The following is a 17,521-nucleotide window of genomic DNA, read 5'->3' as shown; positions in this document are numbered from 1 at the left end:
AAGGCGACCCTCTGTTGTTTATCTCAATCACCAGCCGGTTCCAGCACCAGCCGCTGGGGCTCGGCAAACCAGGGCCCCTGCCCGGCATGCACCCCGAGGTGGCGCAGCATCTTCCACTCATCGCCACTCTCCACCCCCACTGCCAGCACCCGGGTGCGGGTATTGGCGCAGCCGCCTACCAGACTGCGTACCGCCATCTGGTTGACCTGACGGGCATGGATCTCCCGCACCAGACTTGGGTGCAGCTTGAGGAAGTTGATCTCGAACTCCTTGATGTACTGGGTGCTCACCACATCCTGACCGGCATGATCGATGGCCAGCTGGCAACCCAGCATCCGCAGGGAGCGCAGCGGCCGCTTGAGCGCCTCGAAGTGGCGGGTCACCTGGGATTCCGAGAGTTGCAAAATCAGCCGCTCGTTGGTGCTGCGCGGCAGCTGGAACAGAGCGAAGAAGAGCCAGCGCTGGAACTCGCGGTTGAGCAGGCTCTGGGCACTGAGGGTCAGGCTGATGGGGCAGCTCTGCTCGGAGCGCTGGCGCAGCAGGGCGAGGGTCTGCTCCGCCACCAGCCGATCCAGTTGCAGCAACAAGCCCACCTTCTCCGCCATCGGCATGAAGATCCCCGCCTGCAGGGCACGCCCCTGCTCGTCGTGCAGATAGGTGAGCAGCTCCTGCTGCAACACCACCTGCCCCCGATCCTGCTGGATCGGCTGGGTGTAAAATTCGATGCCGTGCTCTTCGAGACGTCGGCTGATCAGGGTGCGCCAGCGTACCGTGCCCTTGCTGCTCTGCTCCTCATCCAGCTGCTTCTCGTAGAGGAACCAGCCGTTGTGCCCCTGCAGACGGGCGCTCTTGAGGGCCAGCTCCGCCTCCTCCTGCACCTTGAGCAGGCTGTCTTCTGCCTGATAACAGACGGCGCCGAGATAGACCGCAGTCTCCGGATTGACCTCCTGCGGCCAGTGCAGCCGTTGCAGGCTCTTGAGCAGCTGGCTGGCGCCATCCACCATCTCGCTCTCGGACATATTGGGCAGCAGCACCGCAAAGACCTGACCGGCGTAGCGGGCCTGTAGGGCGCCGTTATGCTTGCGCACGAAGGCACCTATGGTGGCGCTCGCCTCCATCATCAAATCGTGCCCCAGCAACTCGAACTGATCGGCCTCCAGCTCCTCCAGACAGGCGAGATCTATTAGCAGCACGCCGCCGCTCATCACGCTCGCCTCCATGATGGCGCTCTCGAGCCGGTTGTCGAAAAAGAGACGGTTGCCAATGCCGGTCATCTTGTCGACGAAGGCATTGCTGCGGATGAAGTTGTCGAAGCGGCTGCGCTCCTTGCGGGCATCCGCCAGCTCGGCCAGCAGATGGTCGAGCGCCTGACTGGCGGCAACCGGCCACTCTTCGGCAGGGTCGTGATTCAGTTTGGAGAGTTTGTCATCGAGGATCAGCTGGGCACGCTCGGCCAGCAGCTCGGCACCGCGCAGCTGCTGGCGCAGCCAGCGGATGGAGTACCAGAGGCCGAACACCACGATAAAGACACCGAAGGAGATACCGGACATCGCCTTGATGGAGTATTCCGCCTCCTTGAAGGGGCGCTCCAGTTTGAAGTTGGCCTGCATGCCGGCCTGATGGGGCAGCGGGTGGCTATATGGCACCAGCAGCTGTTCGTCAACCGGATTGCGCACATCGCGGAACCAGTAGACCCGCTGGTTATTCTGGCGCACCTCCAGCTCTACCACATGGGCAGCACGCAGCAGGGTAGGTAGCCAGTGGCTCATATCTTCCATGTCGTGAGCAACATCGAGCTGCTTGTCGATCACTTCGACCAGCGCATCGACCTTCTTTTGCTGCAACTCCATGCCCAGCTCGCGAAAGCTGAACACCCCGCCAATCAGCACGGTCGCCATGGCTGCGATCACGCAAAGGGTGATAAATGAGACAAGCTGTGTAGTGAGTTTCATGCGCCTTTCCGTATGCCCAGCATCATCCATGTCGCCTCATGGTAGCAGCGGCGATCGGGCCACAGCTATGGATGAAGATCCCGCTTCTGCAATTTAAGCGGGCAAGCATAACCCAAAGCAGAGGGAGAATACCAAGGATGACGGGCTGCAGACGCGGGAAAGGGCGGGATGACAGACAGAAAAATGGTCCCTCAAAGGGGACCAAAAGGAACACTCATATCAAAACTAACACTCTGTGCTACTGACAAAAAACAGATACAGGAGTATTGAACACACGGTGAGTCAAACCGCAGGGCTACTCTAATGCAGTTCGGATAAGCTGAGCAATTGTCATTTATGACAGGTCAGCGATTGAATCTAGCCAAAGTTAATAATAAACACATTTAAAATCATGCAGTTAAAAAATCAATCAACAAGTGTGACAACTCGGACTCAAATTGATTGCACTAATGCTCTATGATGGCAAAGTCCATTTGTGTCTCATGAAACTGGCAGGTACTTCCTTTGCGTAAATCACCCGTCTGGATCGCTCTGTTGCTGTTCGTCCTGCCTGTCGTGGGCAGCCAGTTTCTCGGCCTGTGGTTTGCCAAGCCGATGGCCTTTCATCTGCTGGAAGAGAAGGTTGCCGAGCTCAAGGGAGCCATGGCCGTACGCCACCGGGAGCTGGATGCCGCCATCAACAAACAGCTGGCACAATTTGAGTTCAACTGCGGTGCCAAAGACATGGAGCTGCTGCGCGATCCGCGCTTCTACAGCGCTCATATCCGCCTGCAAGGGTTGGAGCTCGCTTCCGGCAACAGCTGCTCCAGCCTGGGGGTGGAGATCCCGCTGATCAAAGAGCTCCAGAATAGCGGGCAGAAGTTCGGCAAACTGGGGATCACCGCCACAGTGGCCAAATACAATACCGAACAGGAGCTGGTGGCCTTTTACCGATCCGGTGACAACCTCGCCTACTGGGTGCTGGATAACAGCTGGAGCCACGACCTGCTGCAACACCCCTGCAGCCACTGCTTCTATCTGGAGTTCAGCCGACAGGATGCCGATGCAAGCACAGTCCACTTTCCCCGTGGCGACCAAGAGATCAAACAGGAAGAGAGCAATATCAGCCTGAGTTTCTTCGATCCCAATGAACTCACCAAACAGACGGTCTGGGCGGGTAAAGCGCTGGAGCAATATGCCCATGACCAACTCAATCACTACGGTCTCTGGTTCGGTATCGCACTCGGCGCCCTGTTAAGCATCACATACTGGCTGCTGCGCAGCTATCGGCGCTCCCTCAAGGGACTGCTGCAAACAGGGTTGATCCGCAAAGAATTTATTCCCCTCTACCAGCCGATAGTGGATGCCCGTTCCCACCAAGTGGTGGGATTCGAGGCGCTGCTGCGCTGGCAGCGGGGAAACGAGCTGATCCCCCCGGGCACCTTTATCGAATATGCAGAGGAGCAGGGACTGATCCTGCCTATGACCGAACAGTTGCTGGAGCAGGTAATCACCGACCTGCCGCAGCTGGCACCGGAGCAGTGGGTCAGCGTCAATCTGGTGGCGGCCCATATCGAGCAGCCCCTGCTGCGCACCTTGCTCGCTCACAGCCAAAACCCCTCACCCACCCGGCTCACCTTCGAGCTGACGGAGCGCAAGCCGATCCTTGACATCAAGGCGGCCACCGAGGAGATCACCCTGCTGCAACAGATGGGGTATCACTTCAAGCTGGATGATTTCGGTACCGGCTACGGCGGCTTTGCCTACCTGCAGAGCCTAGGGATCCGCCAGATCAAGATCGACAAGATGTTCGTCGATACCATAGGCACCAACGACCTCAAGCGCAGCGTGCTGGACGCCATCATCGTCTTCGGTCGGGAATCGGGCATGGAGATGATCGCCGAAGGGGTCGAGAGCCAGCTGCAGGTCGACTATCTGAGCCAGCATGGCGTCTATCTGATCCAGGGCTACTTCTTCGGCAAACCCATGCCGCTGAAGATACTGACCCACTGGCAACGGGAGTGGCAGTTGCAACACCAGAAGGCCAGCTAACGCAGATATGGCAGGATCTGGCCGCGAAACAGTTTGGTCAGCGGCTCGACATCATCAGGTTGATGCTGGCGGTAGCGCCGTAACCCAGCCCGGCCATCAGGCGGGTAAATCCCCCTGCAGACCCGGGCCCGGCTCCATGGTGAAATCGAACCGCCTCCTGCCACCCATTATTTACATTCAGCAACAAAATGATCTGCCCTGACGGGGATAACAACCTTTATCATAAGGAGCCGGTTATTGCGCAACCGATAACCGTGCAGCCTGTTTATGTCATCCGGTCGTCAAGACCCCAAATAGAGAACCATTGCCTATGAAGACAGTTATCCGGCAAGAGATTGCCCTGCCCGTTGGCCTGCTGACCCTGCTCTTTTTCAAGACCCTGGGCAGTGACCTGCTGACAGAGACAACTCCGCTCGGGATCTATCTTCCTGTTTCGGCGGCATTACTGGCCATCGTCACCTGGGCCATCTTCTCGGTGGTGCGCCACTCCGATGCCCTCGCCATCAAGCTGGGCGAGCCCTTCGGCACCCTGATCCTCACTCTCTCGGTCATCTCGCTGGAGGTGGTGATGATTTCCTCGGTGATGCTGACCGGCGAGCCCAACCCCACCATGGCCCGCGATACCATGTTTGCGGTAGTGATGCTGGTGAGTACCGGTCTGGTGGGCTTCACCCTGCTGTTTGGCGGCTGGCGCTACCACACCCAGAGCTTCAATCTGGACGGGGTCAAATCCTATCTGGTGGCCATCATCCCGCTGGCCCTGCTCTGTCTGGTGCTGCCCAACTTCACCGAGGGCGGTGCAATCGGCAGTATGTCGCGCGCCATGTCGTGGATGCTGATCATCATCTCGATCCTGCTCTACGGGGTCTTTCTGCTGATCCAGACCCGCAGCCACAGCCACTTCTTCGTCGACAGCGATCACGAGGATTATGAGGAGCACCACGGCCCGCTGCAGAGCAACGTCTATCACACCATCCTGCTGCTCGCCTACCTGCTGGTGGTGATCTTGCTGGCCAAGACCCTGGCCATCCCCATCAACTACGGGGTGCATGTCATGGAAGCACCCGCCGCACTGGGCGGCTTTATCGTGGCCTGCATCGTGCTGGCTCCCGAAGCAGTCGGCGCCATCAAAGCCGCCTTCAACAACCAGTTGCAGCGGGCAATGAACCTCTACTTCGGCTCCGTGCTGGCCACCATCGCCCTCACCGTGCCTGCCGTGCTCTTTATCGGCTCCATGCTGGATCAGGAGGTGCGCCTCGGCCTCTCTCCCGCCGATATGGTGCTGCTGGTCACGACCTTGATGGTCTGTAAAGTAACCTTCAGCAGCGGGCGCACCAATGTGCTCCATGGTGCGACCCATCTGGTGTTGTTTGTGGTCTATCTGTTCCTGATGTTCGAACACGGATAACTGCGTTCAACCAACGTCAGAAACGCAAAGACCGCCCGATTGGGCGGTCTTTTATCATCTGCTCCCGGCTGTCACCGGCGCCTGTGAAGCGGATTCCCCCTCATCCCCAACCCTTCTCCCGCCAGGAGAGAAGGGGGATCAAGGCTTACAGGCTGGGCAGTACCCCGACCGGGATCAGGTCGTTGTAGCTGGCACGGCCCAGCAGGGCGGCGGCAGCTTCGATATCCGGCGCGAAGTACCTGTCCTTGTCGTAGAAGCTCACCTCTGCCCGCAGTCGTCCCTTGGCCTGCTCGATCAGCTCGGTACTGCGCAGCGGCGCGCGGAAATCGAGCCCCTGTGCCGCCGCCAGCAGTTCGACCGCCAGAATGCCGCGGGTGTTCTCCGCCATGTCTGCCAGCCGGCGGCCAGCGAAGGTCGCCATGGAGACGTGATCCTCCTGATTGGCGGAAGTGGGCAGACTATCCACCGAGGCGGGATGGGCCAGGGTCTTGTTCTCGGAGGCGAGCGCCGCCGAGGTGACCTGAGCGATCATAAAGCCGGAGTTGACCCCGCCGTTGTTGACCAGAAACACCGGCAGACCGGACATCCGAGAGTCAATCAGCAGTGCCATCCGCCGCTCGGAGAGGGAACCTATCTCGGCGATGGCCAGCGCCAGATTGTCGGCCGCGAAGGCGACCGGCTCGGCATGGAAGTTGCCACCGGAGAGGATCTCCTCATCCTCGGCAAACACCAGCGGGTTGTCGGAGACCGCATTGGCCTCGCACACCAGCACCTCGGCGGCCTGACGGATCTGGGTCAGGCAGGCCCCCATCACCTGCGGCTGGCAGCGCAATGAGTAGGGATCCTGCACCTTCTCGCAGTTGTGATGGGACATGCCGATCTCGCTGCCATCCACCAGCAGGTGGCGATAGCAGGCGGCAGCGTCGATCTGGCCGCGCTGACCGCGCACCGCGTGGATGCGGGCATCGAACGGCCGGCGACTGCCCAACGCGGCCTCCACGCTCATGGCGCCTATGGTGATGGCACCGGCGTAGAGATCCTCGGCATGGAACAGCCCTTCCAGCGCGAACGCCGTGCTGGCCTGGGTGCCGTTGAGCAGCGCCAGCCCCTCTTTCGGCGCCAGGGCGATGGGCTCCAGCCCGGCAATCTTGAGGGCAGTGGCGGCGTCGATCAGCTCGCCCTTGTGGCGAGCCTTGCCCTCCCCGATCAGCAGGCAGCTCATATGAGCCAGCGGCGCCAGATCGCCGGAGGCACCGACGGAGCCCTTCTTCGGCACCACCGGATAGACTTCGGCGTTGATGAGGGTCATCAGGGCCTCAAGCACCGTCAGGCGGATGCCGGAGAAGCCGCGCGCCAGCGAGTTGAGCTTGAGCACCATCATCAGCCGCACGGTGGCGTCATCCATGTACTCGCCAATCCCTGCCGCGTGGGAAAGCACGATGGAGCGCTGAAGCTCGTCCAGCTGCTCCACCGGAATGCGGGTGTTGGCCAACAGGCCAAAGCCGGTGTTGATGCCATACACCACCCGGTTCTGCTCGATTACCTTGGTAACCACAGCAGCTGAGGCGTGGATCCCCGGCAGCGCGGCCGGATCCAGTGAAACATGTACCGGCTCGCGGCTGACGCGGCGCAGGGTGGCAAGATCCAGCTCGCCCGGAGTAATAGTCAATTCAAACATGGTGTTACACCTTTCCTTTGACACCGTTGGCGCCGTCAATCATCGGCAGATCCAGTTTCGCCTCATGGGCACAGTTGATGGCAATCTCGTAGCCGGCATCCGCGTGGCGCATCACCCCGGTGGCCGGATCGTTGCGCAGCACCCGACCGACCCGCTTGGCAGCGTCATCGGAGCCGTCGCAGACGATCACCACGCCGGAGTGCTGGGAGAAGCCCATACCGACCCCGCCGCCGTGGTGCAGCGACACCCAGGTCGCGCCACCAGCGGTGTTGAGCAGGGCGTTGAGCAGCGGCCAGTCGGAGACGGCATCGGAGCCATCCATCATCGACTCGGTCTCGCGGTTCGGGCTCGCCACCGAGCCGGAATCCAGATGGTCGCGGCCAATGACGACGGGGGCTTTCAGCTCGCCGTTTTTCACCATCTCGTTGAAGGCCAGGCCGAGGCGTACCCGATCCTTGACCCCGACCCAGCAGATCCGCGCTGGCAGCCCCTGAAACGCGATGCGCTCGCGGGCCATGTCGAGCCAGTTGTGCAAATGGGGATCATCGGGGATCAGCTCTTTCACCTTCTGATCGGTCTTGTAGATATCTTCCGGATCGCCGGAGAGGGCCACCCAGCGGAACGGGCCTATCCCCTCGCAGAACAGCGGGCGGATATAGGCCGGGACGAAGCCGGGGAAGTCGAAGGCGTTTTTCACCCCCTCCTCCAGCGCCATCTGGCGGATGTTGTTGCCGTAATCCAGGGTCGCCGCACCGCGGCTTTGCAGGGTCAGCATCGCCTCCACCTGACGGGCCATGGAGTGGCGGGCGGCGACGTTCACGTCCTGGGGCGCGGATTTTTGCAGCGCGCGCCACTGGGCCACGCTCCAGCCCTGCGGCAGGTAGCCGTGCACCGGGTCGTGGGCCGAGGTCTGATCGGTCACCACGTCCGGGGTGATACTACGGGCCACCAGCTCGGCGAACACATCGGCGGCGTTGCCGAGCAGACCGATGGAGACGGCGCTGCCGCTCTGCTTGGCCTCTTCGACCATGGCCAGCGCCTCATCCAGGCTGTGAGCCTTCTTGTCCACATAGCGGGTGCGCAGACGAAAATCGATGCGGGTCTCGTCGCACTCCACCGCGATCATCGAGAAACCGGCCATGGTGGCGGCCAGCGGCTGGGCACCACCCATACCACCGAGCCCACCAGTGAGGATCCAGCGCCCTTTGGGTTCACCGTTGAAGTGCTGGTTGGCCACCGCGAAGAAGGTTTCGTAGGTGCCCTGCACGATCCCCTGGGTGCCGATGTAGATCCAGGAACCCGCAGTCATCTGGCCGTACATCATCAGGCCCTTCTTATCGAGCTCGTTGAAGTGCTCCCAGTTGGCCCAATGCGGCACCAGATTGGAGTTGGCGATCAGCACCCGCGGCGCATCCTTGTGGGTCTGGAACACCCCGACCGGCTTGCCGGATTGCACCAGCAGGGTCTGATCCTCCTCCAGCCGGGTCAGCACCTCGACGATCTTGTCAAAGCAGGCCCAGTTGCGGGCAGCGCGACCGATGCCGCCATAGACCACCAGCGACTGGGGATGCTCGGCCACCTCGGGGTCCAGGTTGTTCATCAGCATCCGCAGCGGCGCCTCGGTGAGCCAGCTCTTGGCGGTCAGCTCGGTACCGCGCGGGGCACGGATCACGCGGTTAGGATCATGACGGGGATCCTGCTGTTGCACAGACATACACACTCCTTGTTGTATCAATAGGGTGCCTTCGGCGATGGGTGGCCAAAGGGTTAACGGGTCAACAGATGAACCAGCCGCGCGGCCACGCGGGCACTGCGGTTGTCCTGATCCAGCGTCGGGTTATACTCGGCCAGATCGGCGAGCCGCAGCTTGCCGCTGGCCCGGATATGGGCGATCAGCGGTTCGATCACCGCCAGCTCCACGCCGCGGGCGGCGGGGGCGCTCACTCCCGGCATCACGGCCGCCGGCAGCACGTCGAGATCGATGGTCAGATAGAGGTGATCACAATGGGCGATAAAGGCATCCAGTCCGCTTAGCAAGGCTGGCAGCCCGGTCTGGGTCATCGCCTCGTCCAGCACATGCCACACACCCAGCGCCTTGGCACGGGCAAACAGGGCTTGGGTATTGGCGGTCTCGGCCACCCCGAGGCAGGCGTAGTGAAACGGCGTGCCCTGAGCGGCGCACTGCTCGGCGATCTGGAAAAAGGGGGTGCCGGAGCTGGCCTGCTCCTGCTTCATGCGCAGGTCAAAATGAGCATCGAGGTTGATAATGCCGACCCTGCCACTGCCGCCCAGATGACTGTTGAGGCCGCTCCAACTGCCGAAGGCCACCTCGTGGCCGCCCCCCAGCACCAGCGGGAAGTGGCCCAGTTCGAGCGCAGAGGCGACCCGCTCGGCCAGATGGCCGTGGGCGGCGTCGAGATTGCCATCGGGGCAGCTCACATCCCCACCATCGTAGACGGGTCGATTCAGGTGCCAGGCTGTATTGGCCAGCAACTTGCGCACCGCCAGCGGCGCCGCCGCTGCACCGACACGCCCCTTGTTGCGGCGCACCCCTTCATCGCAGGCAAAACCGAGCAGTACCACACCGGCAGGGTCTTGTGCTCCGGCGGTCCAGGGCTGCACCTTGTCATGCCAGCGCAGGGCCAGTTCGCCATCTTCCGGATCCTGTCGTCCCTGCCAGAGCGACATATCGACCGGATTGAACTTATCCATGGAGGGTCTCCTCACCGTTGAAGATGCGGCTTGCCAGCTGATCGACACCGACCATGTAGCTCAGCTCGGCCGGATGGGCGCAGTGCCAGATCAGAAAATCGGCTGCCATGCCTGCCTTGAGCTGGCCAAGGCGATCCTGCTCGCCGAGCGCTTTGGCGGCGTGACGGGTCACCCCGCGCATGGCCTCCAGCGGGGCCAGGCCAAACAGGGTGCAGGCCATGTTCATCGCCATCCGCAGCGAGACGATAGGGGCAGTACCCGGGTTGATGTCGGAGGAGACCGCCATCGCCACACCCGCCTTGCGCAGGGCGGCAACCGGCGGCAGCTTGGTCTCTTTGAGGAAGTAGAAGGCGGTGGGCAGCAGGGTGGCGACCACGCCACGGTGGGCCAGCGCCAGGGTCCCTTCCGGATCCAGATACTCCAGATGATCCACCGAGAGGGCGCCAAAGTTGGCTGCGAGCGTGCTGCCACCGAGATTGGAGAGCTGATCCATATGCCCCTTCACCGGCAGGCCGTATTGATCCGCCGCTAGATAGACCTGCTCGGTCTGGGCCAGCGAAAAGCCGATGTGCTCGCAGAAGACATCTACCGCATCGGCCAGACCCGCCTCGGCGGCGGCCGGAATGATCTCCTGACAGATGGTCTCGACCCAGCTGTCGGGATCGTCGCGATACTCCGGCGGCACCGCATGGGCCGCCAGCAGAGTGGTTTTGACCCGGATCGGCAACGCCTCTCCCAGTCGGCGGGCCACCCGCAGCATCTTGAGTTCGTCATCCAGCGTCAGGCCATAGCCGGACTTGATCTCCACCGTGGTGACCCCTTCGCGGATCAGGGATTTCACCCTCGGCAACGCCAGCTTAAAGAGCTGCTCTTCGCTGGCGGCACGGGTGGCACGCACCGTGCTGATGATGCCACCGCCCCGACGGGCGATCTCGGCATAGGGCACTCCCTGCTGACGCAGCTCGAACTCTTCGGCACGGCTGCCGGCGAAGACCAGATGGGTGTGACAATCGATAAGGCCGGGAGTGACCAGCTTGCCCTGCATATCCTGCCAGTGAGCGGGATACGGCCCCTTCAGCTCGGCCATCGGCACCAGCGAGTGGATCTTGCCATCCTTCACGCCGATGGCGTGGAGCGGCAGCAGGCCGTAGTCGGCCAGCTCATCACTCAGGGTGGCGGGTGTCACGTTGAGCCAGACCCGCTCGCAGTTCAACAGTTCCTTGTTCATAGCGACCTCAAATGTATATACATATTCTTATAGTCGATCTCTATGACGAAAGAAAGAGCGAAGTTCACATCCTGATAACAGCATCAAACTTAGAGTTTAAGCACAAAAAAGCCCACCAGGAGGTGGGCTTTGCAAAATCGAGTTGTATAGACATTTACTCCAGCTGAGTCTTGGAGCTGAGCTTGTAGCGGGAACCGGGGGAGAGCAAACGGGCGTAGGAGACCAGATGCCCCTCCGACCAGGTACGCCGGTGCAACAACAGGCAGGGGGAATCTACGCGGATCTGCAACAATCCCGCCTCACCGGCGCTCGGCAGCACGGCTTCCACCACGTGCTCCATCTCGGAGAGGGGGCAAACATCCATCAGATAGCGGTTGGGGGTCTGTTGGGTAAAATCCTGCTCACCATAACCCGGCAAGCGCCCGGCATCGACGAAGCGTTCCTCCAATTGCAACGGCTCCCCATCGGCCTGATGGACGATCAGGCTGTGAAAGATGGGGGCGCCAACCCGCAGCCCCAGTTGTACCGCCACCTTCTCGTCAGCGGCCAGTCGCTGTAGCCGGATCACCCGGGCGCTGTACTCACCGCCACGCTCGGCGATCTCGTCGGCAATATTGCGAATAGCCAGCAGCGGCGATTCGGTGCGCCGGTCTGCCACGAAGCTGCCGGAACCGGCGGTACGCACCAGCCACCCTTCCGCCACCAGTTCCCGCAGCGCCCGGTTGACCGTCATCCGGCTCACGGTGAACTGCTCGCACAGGGCCGCTTCGGTCGGGATCCTGTCCCCCGCCTGATAGTGGCGTTCGCGGATCCCGTCCAGAATGTGCTGCTTGATCTGCAGATAGAGAGCTGGCGCCACCATGAAGCTCCCTAGCGCCGACGGTGGGGCGGACGCATGTCCGGCCAGGCGCGGTAGACATCGGGGATCTGATCCGGGCCGCTGATGCAAAGATCGAGATCGTGCAGCAGACCGTCTTTAATCCCGTAGATCCAGCCATGCACCGCCAGCTCCTGCCCCTTGCGCCAGGCGTTCTGGATGATGGTGGTGTGGCAGACGTTGGCGACCTGCTCGGCCACGTTCAGCTCGCACAGGTAGTCGAAGCGCTCGTGCTCATCCTCGATGGCCTCGAGCTCTTCACCATATTTGAAGTAGACATCCTTGATGTTGCGCAGCCAGTTGTCGATGAGACCCAACTCCTGGTTCTGCATCGCGGCCTTGACGCCGCCGCAACCGTAGTGACCGCAGACGATGATGTGCTTCACCTTGAGGACTTCTACCGCGTATTGCAGCACGGAGAGGCAGTTGAAATCGGTATGTACCACCAGATTGGCGACGTTACGGTGGACGAAGACATCCCCCGGCAGCAACCCCATCAGCTGGTTGGCGGGGACCCGGCTGTCGGAACAACCAATCCAGAGGTATTCGGGGGCCTGCTGGGCAGAAAGAGTGGCAAAGAATTCGGGATCTTCGGCTTTGATCCGTTCGGCCCACTCACGGTTGTTGGTAAACAGGTCGTTCAACAGTTTCACTTCTGCTCTCCCTAATGTGGCAGTGGCGGCAACATAACACACTCAAGGGTAACCAAAGCAAGGCCGACCAGATCCCTGCGAAACAAAAACAGGGCCATCAGGCCCTGTTTTTATAAGAGGAAGCATCAGGCTTCCATGGCATCTTTCAGCTTCTTGAGTGCGTTTTTCTCAAGCTGACGCACACGCTCGGCAGAGACACCGTAGGTATCGGCCAGCTCCTGCAGAGTGGTCTTGCTGTCATCATCGAGCCAGCGGGCGCGGATGATGTGCTGGCTGCGCTCATCCAGAGTGGCGAGGGCCGAGCTCAGACGACGGGTCGCGTGATCATCCCAGTTGTCGTTCTCGATGGTCGCGGCCAGATCGGAGGATTTGTCCTCCAGATAGTGAACCGGAGCGAAACCGCCCTCTTCCTCATCGTCACCCACCAGATCGAACGCCTGATCGTAGTTGGCCATCCGCGCTTCCATTTCGGTCACATCAGCGGCAGAAACGCCGAGATCGGCCGCCACGGCCTGAACCTCTTCGTGGTTCAGCCAGCCCAGACGTTTTTTGGATTTGCGCAGGTTAAAGAAGAGCTTGCGCTGGGCCTTGGTGGTCGCCACCTTGACCATGCGCCAGTTGCGCAGGACATATTCGTGGATTTCGGCCTTGATCCAGTGCACAGCAAAGGAGACCAGACGCACGCCGACCGTCGGGTCGAAGCGCTTGACCGCCTTCATCAGGCCGATGTTGCCTTCCTGAACCAGATCGGCCTGAGGCAGGCCGTAACCGGCATAACTCTTGGCGACATGAACGACAAAGCGCAGGTGCGACATAACCAGCTGGCGGGCAGCCTCGAGATCGCCATCCTGCTGCAAACGCTCAGCCAGTTCACGCTCTTCCTCTGCGCTCAGCACAGGAATAGAGTTTACTGCCTGGATATAGCCTTCCAGACTACCTTGCGGAATCAGAGCCATAGTGCGCTGCAATGAAGTTCCCATCTGTTACCTCTTACTTTTCAATCTAATCAGTCTAACACCCTGAGAGTGTCTGTCTACTGACCGGATGCCATTCTGCGGCGTGTATCAAAGAACATGCCCAGTTTTAGACCGGCTTATCTTAAGCCTGCAGGATGAATCATGAATGAACAGTCAAAAAAAGGGGGTCACAATGAAGGACCCCCGAAAAGTAGCATGCTAAGTCCATTGTTGCGGAGCTCGCAACCTTCACATGCTTGCCAAGTCTGACGAGCAAGGCAGAGGGGCCACACCCGTATAAATGCTTCAGCTGTAATAGACTGCTTATAAATCAGAAGGTTCACTGGATCTAGCGAAGATCCGGAAGATCATTGTTATTCAGAATACTCTGACTATGGGGGCCAAGCCAGAAACGGCCCCTCTTTTACTTGATCCGCCTCTCAAAATCCAGCGATTTACTTTGATGACAAAGTAATCAGGATGGTTCGATGTCGCGAATGTGGCGATGGACCGAGAACCAGGAGGCAATCAGCCCCAGCAGGGCGCCCAGCAAGATCAGATTGATCCCGTCTACCGCCCCCATGCCAACCAACCGGAAGTTACTGTTATACAAGCCCGCCAGTTCCTTCACCACCCCTTCGCTCCAGATCACCATCACTTCGGTCAGCCACCAGGCCAGCATGCCGCCGATCACCCCGAACCAGATACCGGTATAGAGGAAAGGGCGATGAATGAAGGAGTCGGTCGCCCCCACCAGCTTGAGCACTTCAATCTCGGAACGCTGGTTGAGGATGTTGAGACGCAGGGTATTGCCGACGATCAGCAACACGGCGGAGAGCAGCAGCACCGCGATACCGGTAATGGTGTGGCGCAGCAGGTTCATGATCCCCTGCAGTCGTGTCAGCCACTGCAGATCCAGCTTGCCCTGCTCGACCCCCACCTCGTTGTTGAGCTTGCTGAGCAGCTCGGCGGCCCCTTCCGGGTTCTGCCAGCGCGGATCCGGGATGACGCTCAGCACCGGCGGTAGCGGGTTGCTGTCCAGATAATCGAGGGCATCGCCGAAGCCGGAGATCTCGCGAAACTCCCGCAACGCATCGTCCCGGCTCAGGTAGGTGACCGAATCCACTTCGGGATAGAGCAGGATCCTGTGCTGCAGATCGAGAATGCTCTGCTCCGGCAGATCCTTGCGCAGGTAAAGAGAGATCTGGGAACTGCTCTGCCAGCTCCCCTCCACCACCTCGGCATTTTTCAGCAACACGTGGAAACAAGAGGGCAGCGCCAGACTGACACCGAGCACCGCCAGCGTCATTAGCGAAGCGAGCGGATTGCGCCACAACTCCCCGAGACTGGCAAACGCCTGCCGCACATGGTCAACCCCGTACATCATCAGACGGCGCAGCGGCGGTTGTTTATGACGAACGATAGCCATCAGAGCTCCTCCCCGGCCGAATACATACGACCCGCCTTGAGGGTCAGGGTGCGATAGCGCATGCGCGCGATCAGCCCCAGATCGTGGGTGGCAATCAGTACCGAGACCCCAAAATTGTTGAACTCCTGAAATAACCGCATGATATCCATGGAGAGCTGGGGATCCAGGTTGCCGGTCGGTTCATCCGCCAGCAGCAGCGGCGGCTTGTTGACGATGGCGCGGGCGATGCCGACCCGCTGCTGTTCACCCCCGGAGAGCATCCGCGGCTGGTAACGCTCCTTGCCGAGCAGCCCCACCTTGTCCAGCGCCGCCGCCACGCGCTTGTTGATGTCTGCATGGCTGTAACCATCGATCACCAGCGGCAGCGCCACGTTGTCGAACACGGTTCTGTCCATCAGCAGTCGGTGATCCTGAAAGATCATCCCGATCTGGCGGCGAACATAGGGGATCTGGCTGCGCTGGATATGGCTGACATCATCGCCATGAAAGAAGACGCGACCATCGGTCGGGCGCTCCATCACGCTGATCAGTTTGAGGAGGGTACTCTTGCCCGCCCCCGAGTGCCCGGTCAGAAAAGCCATCTCCCCCTTGCGCAGGTGAAAGCTGACCTTTTGCAGCGCCTGATGGCCGCCGCTGTATACCTTGCTGACCTTGTCAAAACGAATCATAACGGTTCCCTGAAATTGACAAACCCCGACCGGAGTCGGGGCATGGAACACTTACTCATCACGGCTGAGCTGACTCATCGCGGCCGGACTTATTCATCGCGGCTAAAGAGCGCCTCGATGAAATCGTTGGCAACGAAGGGACGCAGATCATCGATCCCCTCGCCCACCCCGATGTAGCGGATCGGGATCTGGAACTTGTCGGCCACCGCGAAGATGACGCCGCCCTTGGCCGTACCATCCAGCTTGGTGAGAGTGATACCGGTCAGGCCCACCGCCTCACTGAACAGCTTGGCCTGGCTCAGGGCGTTCTGGCCGGTGCCGGCATCCAGCGTCAGCATGATCTCGTGGGGAGCCTCTTCATCCAGCTTCTTCATCACCCGCACTACCTTCTTGAGCTCCTCCATCAGGTTGCTCTTGTTCTGCAGGCGGCCGGCGGTGTCGGCGATCAGCACGTCAGCCCCGCGGGAGCGGGCGGCCTCGATAGCGTCATAAATGACGGAAGCGGAATCGGCGCCGGTGTGCTGGGCAATCACCGGAATGTTGTTGCGCTGACCCCAAACCTGCAACTGTTCGACCGCAGCGGCACGGAAAGTATCACCCGCCGCCAGCATCACGCTCTTACCCTCGGCCTGGAACTGCTTGGCCAACTTGCCGATGGTAGTGGTCTTGCCGACGCCGTTCACGCCGACCATCAGGATCACATAAGGCTTCTTGCTGGTGTCGATCACCAGCGGCTGTTCGACCTTGGCCAGCATCTCGCCCATGTCCTGCTTGAGCAGGCCGTAGAGCGCCTCGGCATCCTTGAGCTGCTTGCGATCCGCGTGCTGCACCAACCCCTCGATGATGCGGGTGGTGGTGTCGACGCCGAGATCGGCGGTCAGCAACTGGGTTTCCAGCTCTTCAAACAGCTCGTCGTCGATCTTCTTGCCACGGAACAGGCCGAAGAAACCAGAGCCGATATTCTCCTTGGTGCGCACCAGACTGCGCTTGAGGCGAGCAAAGAAGCCCTCCCGCTGCGGTTTGTCCTGGGTGTCGTCGTCTACCTTGGCGGCCAGCGGCAGAGCGGCCAGGGCGGCAGCCTCAGCCTCCATCGCGGCGACCAGGCGCATATCTTCCGCGCGCTGGGCCTCTTTGGCGATACGGGCTTCTTCCGCAGCCTGAGCTTCGGCGGCAATGCGAGCTTCTTCCGCGGCGCGAGCTTCGGCAGCAATGCGAGTCTCTTCCGCAGCACGAGCTTCGGCAGCAATGCGAGCCTCCTCCGCAGCGCGAGCTTCGGCAGCGATGCGAGTCTCTTCCGCAGCACGAGCTTCGGCAGCAATGCGAGCCTCTTCCGCAGCACGAGCTTCGGCGGCGATGCGGGCCTCTTCTGCGGCGCGAGCCTCGGCGGCGATACGAGCATCTTCTGCAGCGCGGGCTTCGGCAGCGATACGAGCCTCTTCCGCGGCGCGGGCTTCGGCGGCAATGCGAGATTCTTCCGCGGCGCGAGCTTCGGCAGCGATACGAGCCTCCTCTGCAGCGCGAGCCTCGGCGGCAATACGAGCCGCTTCAGCAGCTTGTGCTTCTGCGGCAGTGCGAGCGGCTTCAGCGGCACGCTCCTCTTCGGCGATCAGCGCTTCGTTGACGATCACCGGCTCCAGATCGGAAGCGCACTCCTCCACCACCAGCGGGCCGTGATCGTCCAGCTCGGTCGGCAGGCAGCAATCATCTTGCAAAACGGGATTCTGTGCGCTGGCAGGCACTTCGGGGGCAACAGCCGGCGTACTATCGGAAACAGTGGTATCGGAAACGGGAGCGGGGGTAGCAGTGACCTCGGGCTCAACGGTAACGGGGGTGGCTTGGGGTGTCTGTGGTTGGACAGCCTCAGCCTCTTCTTTCTTGCGGCCGAAACCCAGCCAGGAAAACAAACCTTTTGCCATCTAAAAATACTCA

Annotated in this window: 13 protein-coding genes; 2 read left to right on the top strand and 11 right to left on the bottom strand. The window is 60.8% G+C overall.

All coding sequences use genetic code 11. The features are described 5' to 3' along the window. Positions 1-23 precede the first annotated feature (23 nt). Positions 24-1,952, bottom strand: coding sequence for an EAL domain-containing protein (locus AB5Y83_RS07080; RefSeq protein WP_368174911.1), 1,929 nt, complete (start codon positions 1,950-1,952; stop codon positions 24-26). 504 nt (positions 1,953-2,456) lie between these two features. Here AB5Y83_RS07080 and AB5Y83_RS07075 point away from each other — a divergent pair. Both AB5Y83_RS07075 and AB5Y83_RS07070 read left to right on the top strand, forming a co-directional pair. Beyond that, on the top strand, positions 2,457-3,983 hold the full coding sequence (locus tag AB5Y83_RS07075) for an EAL domain-containing protein (RefSeq protein WP_368174910.1): 1,527 nt from the start codon (positions 2,457-2,459) through the stop codon (positions 3,981-3,983). A 310-nt stretch (positions 3,984-4,293) separates the two neighbouring features. Then, positions 4,294-5,391, top strand: a complete 1,098-nt coding sequence (locus AB5Y83_RS07070) for a calcium:proton antiporter (protein WP_139412199.1) — start codon at positions 4,294-4,296, stop codon at positions 5,389-5,391. Between the two features lie 145 nt (positions 5,392-5,536). Here the strand turns inward: AB5Y83_RS07070 and hutH are convergent, their stop codons facing one another. The 10 genes from hutH to ftsY form a co-directional block, all read right to left on the bottom strand. Next, a complete protein-coding gene (gene hutH / locus AB5Y83_RS07065) occupies positions 5,537-7,069 on the bottom strand; it encodes a histidine ammonia-lyase (RefSeq protein ID WP_368174909.1) in 1,533 nt (510 codons plus the stop codon). 4 nt (positions 7,070-7,073) lie between these two features. After that, positions 7,074-8,783, bottom strand: a complete 1,710-nt coding sequence (hutU, locus tag AB5Y83_RS07060; protein ID WP_368174908.1) for a urocanate hydratase — start codon at positions 8,781-8,783, stop codon at positions 7,074-7,076. A 53-nt stretch (positions 8,784-8,836) separates the two neighbouring features. Then, positions 8,837-9,781 carry a formimidoylglutamase gene (gene hutG / locus AB5Y83_RS07055; protein WP_368174907.1) on the bottom strand — a complete coding sequence of 315 codons (945 nt, stop codon included), beginning with the start codon at positions 9,779-9,781 and terminating at the stop codon, positions 8,837-8,839. Next, a complete protein-coding gene (gene hutI, locus AB5Y83_RS07050; RefSeq protein WP_368174906.1) occupies positions 9,774-11,009 on the bottom strand; it encodes an imidazolonepropionase in 1,236 nt (411 codons plus the stop codon). Before hutI ends, hutG begins: the two co-directional genes overlap by 8 nt. Before the next feature lie 154 nt (positions 11,010-11,163). Then, a complete protein-coding gene (gene hutC, locus AB5Y83_RS07045) occupies positions 11,164-11,868 on the bottom strand; it encodes a histidine utilization repressor (RefSeq protein ID WP_041202413.1) in 705 nt (234 codons plus the stop codon). Positions 11,869-11,879: 11 nt separating this feature from the next. Beyond that, entirely contained in the window at positions 11,880-12,539 is a 660-nt protein-coding gene (gene can, locus AB5Y83_RS07040) for a carbonate dehydratase (RefSeq protein ID WP_041206790.1), read from the bottom strand. A 125-nt stretch (positions 12,540-12,664) separates the two neighbouring features. After that, entirely contained in the window at positions 12,665-13,519 is an 855-nt protein-coding gene (gene rpoH / locus AB5Y83_RS07035; protein ID WP_005339997.1) for an RNA polymerase sigma factor RpoH, read from the bottom strand. A gap of 451 nt (positions 13,520-13,970) precedes the next feature. Continuing rightward, entirely contained in the window at positions 13,971-14,924 is a 954-nt protein-coding gene (gene ftsX, locus AB5Y83_RS07030; RefSeq protein WP_005339996.1) for a permease-like cell division protein FtsX, read from the bottom strand. Further along, positions 14,924-15,592: a cell division ATP-binding protein FtsE gene (ftsE, locus tag AB5Y83_RS07025; RefSeq protein WP_005339995.1), complete on the bottom strand. Its 669-nt coding sequence runs from the start codon at positions 15,590-15,592 to the stop codon at positions 14,924-14,926. The genes ftsX and ftsE overlap by 1 nt, the downstream gene beginning before the upstream one ends. A gap of 89 nt (positions 15,593-15,681) precedes the next feature. Continuing rightward, complete coding sequence (gene ftsY, locus AB5Y83_RS07020; protein WP_368174905.1) at positions 15,682-17,508, bottom strand: signal recognition particle-docking protein FtsY; 1,827 nt, start codon at positions 17,506-17,508, stop codon at positions 15,682-15,684. Positions 17,509-17,521 lie beyond the last annotated feature (13 nt).

Origin of the sequence: Aeromonas sp. R5-4 (genome assembly GCF_040908215.1) — a bacterium.
GTDB classification, from domain to species: domain Bacteria; phylum Pseudomonadota; class Gammaproteobacteria; order Enterobacterales; family Aeromonadaceae; genus Aeromonas; species Aeromonas veronii.
The sequence above is the reverse complement of the archived record's forward strand: the minus strand, read 5'-3'. Positions and strand labels throughout refer to the sequence as shown.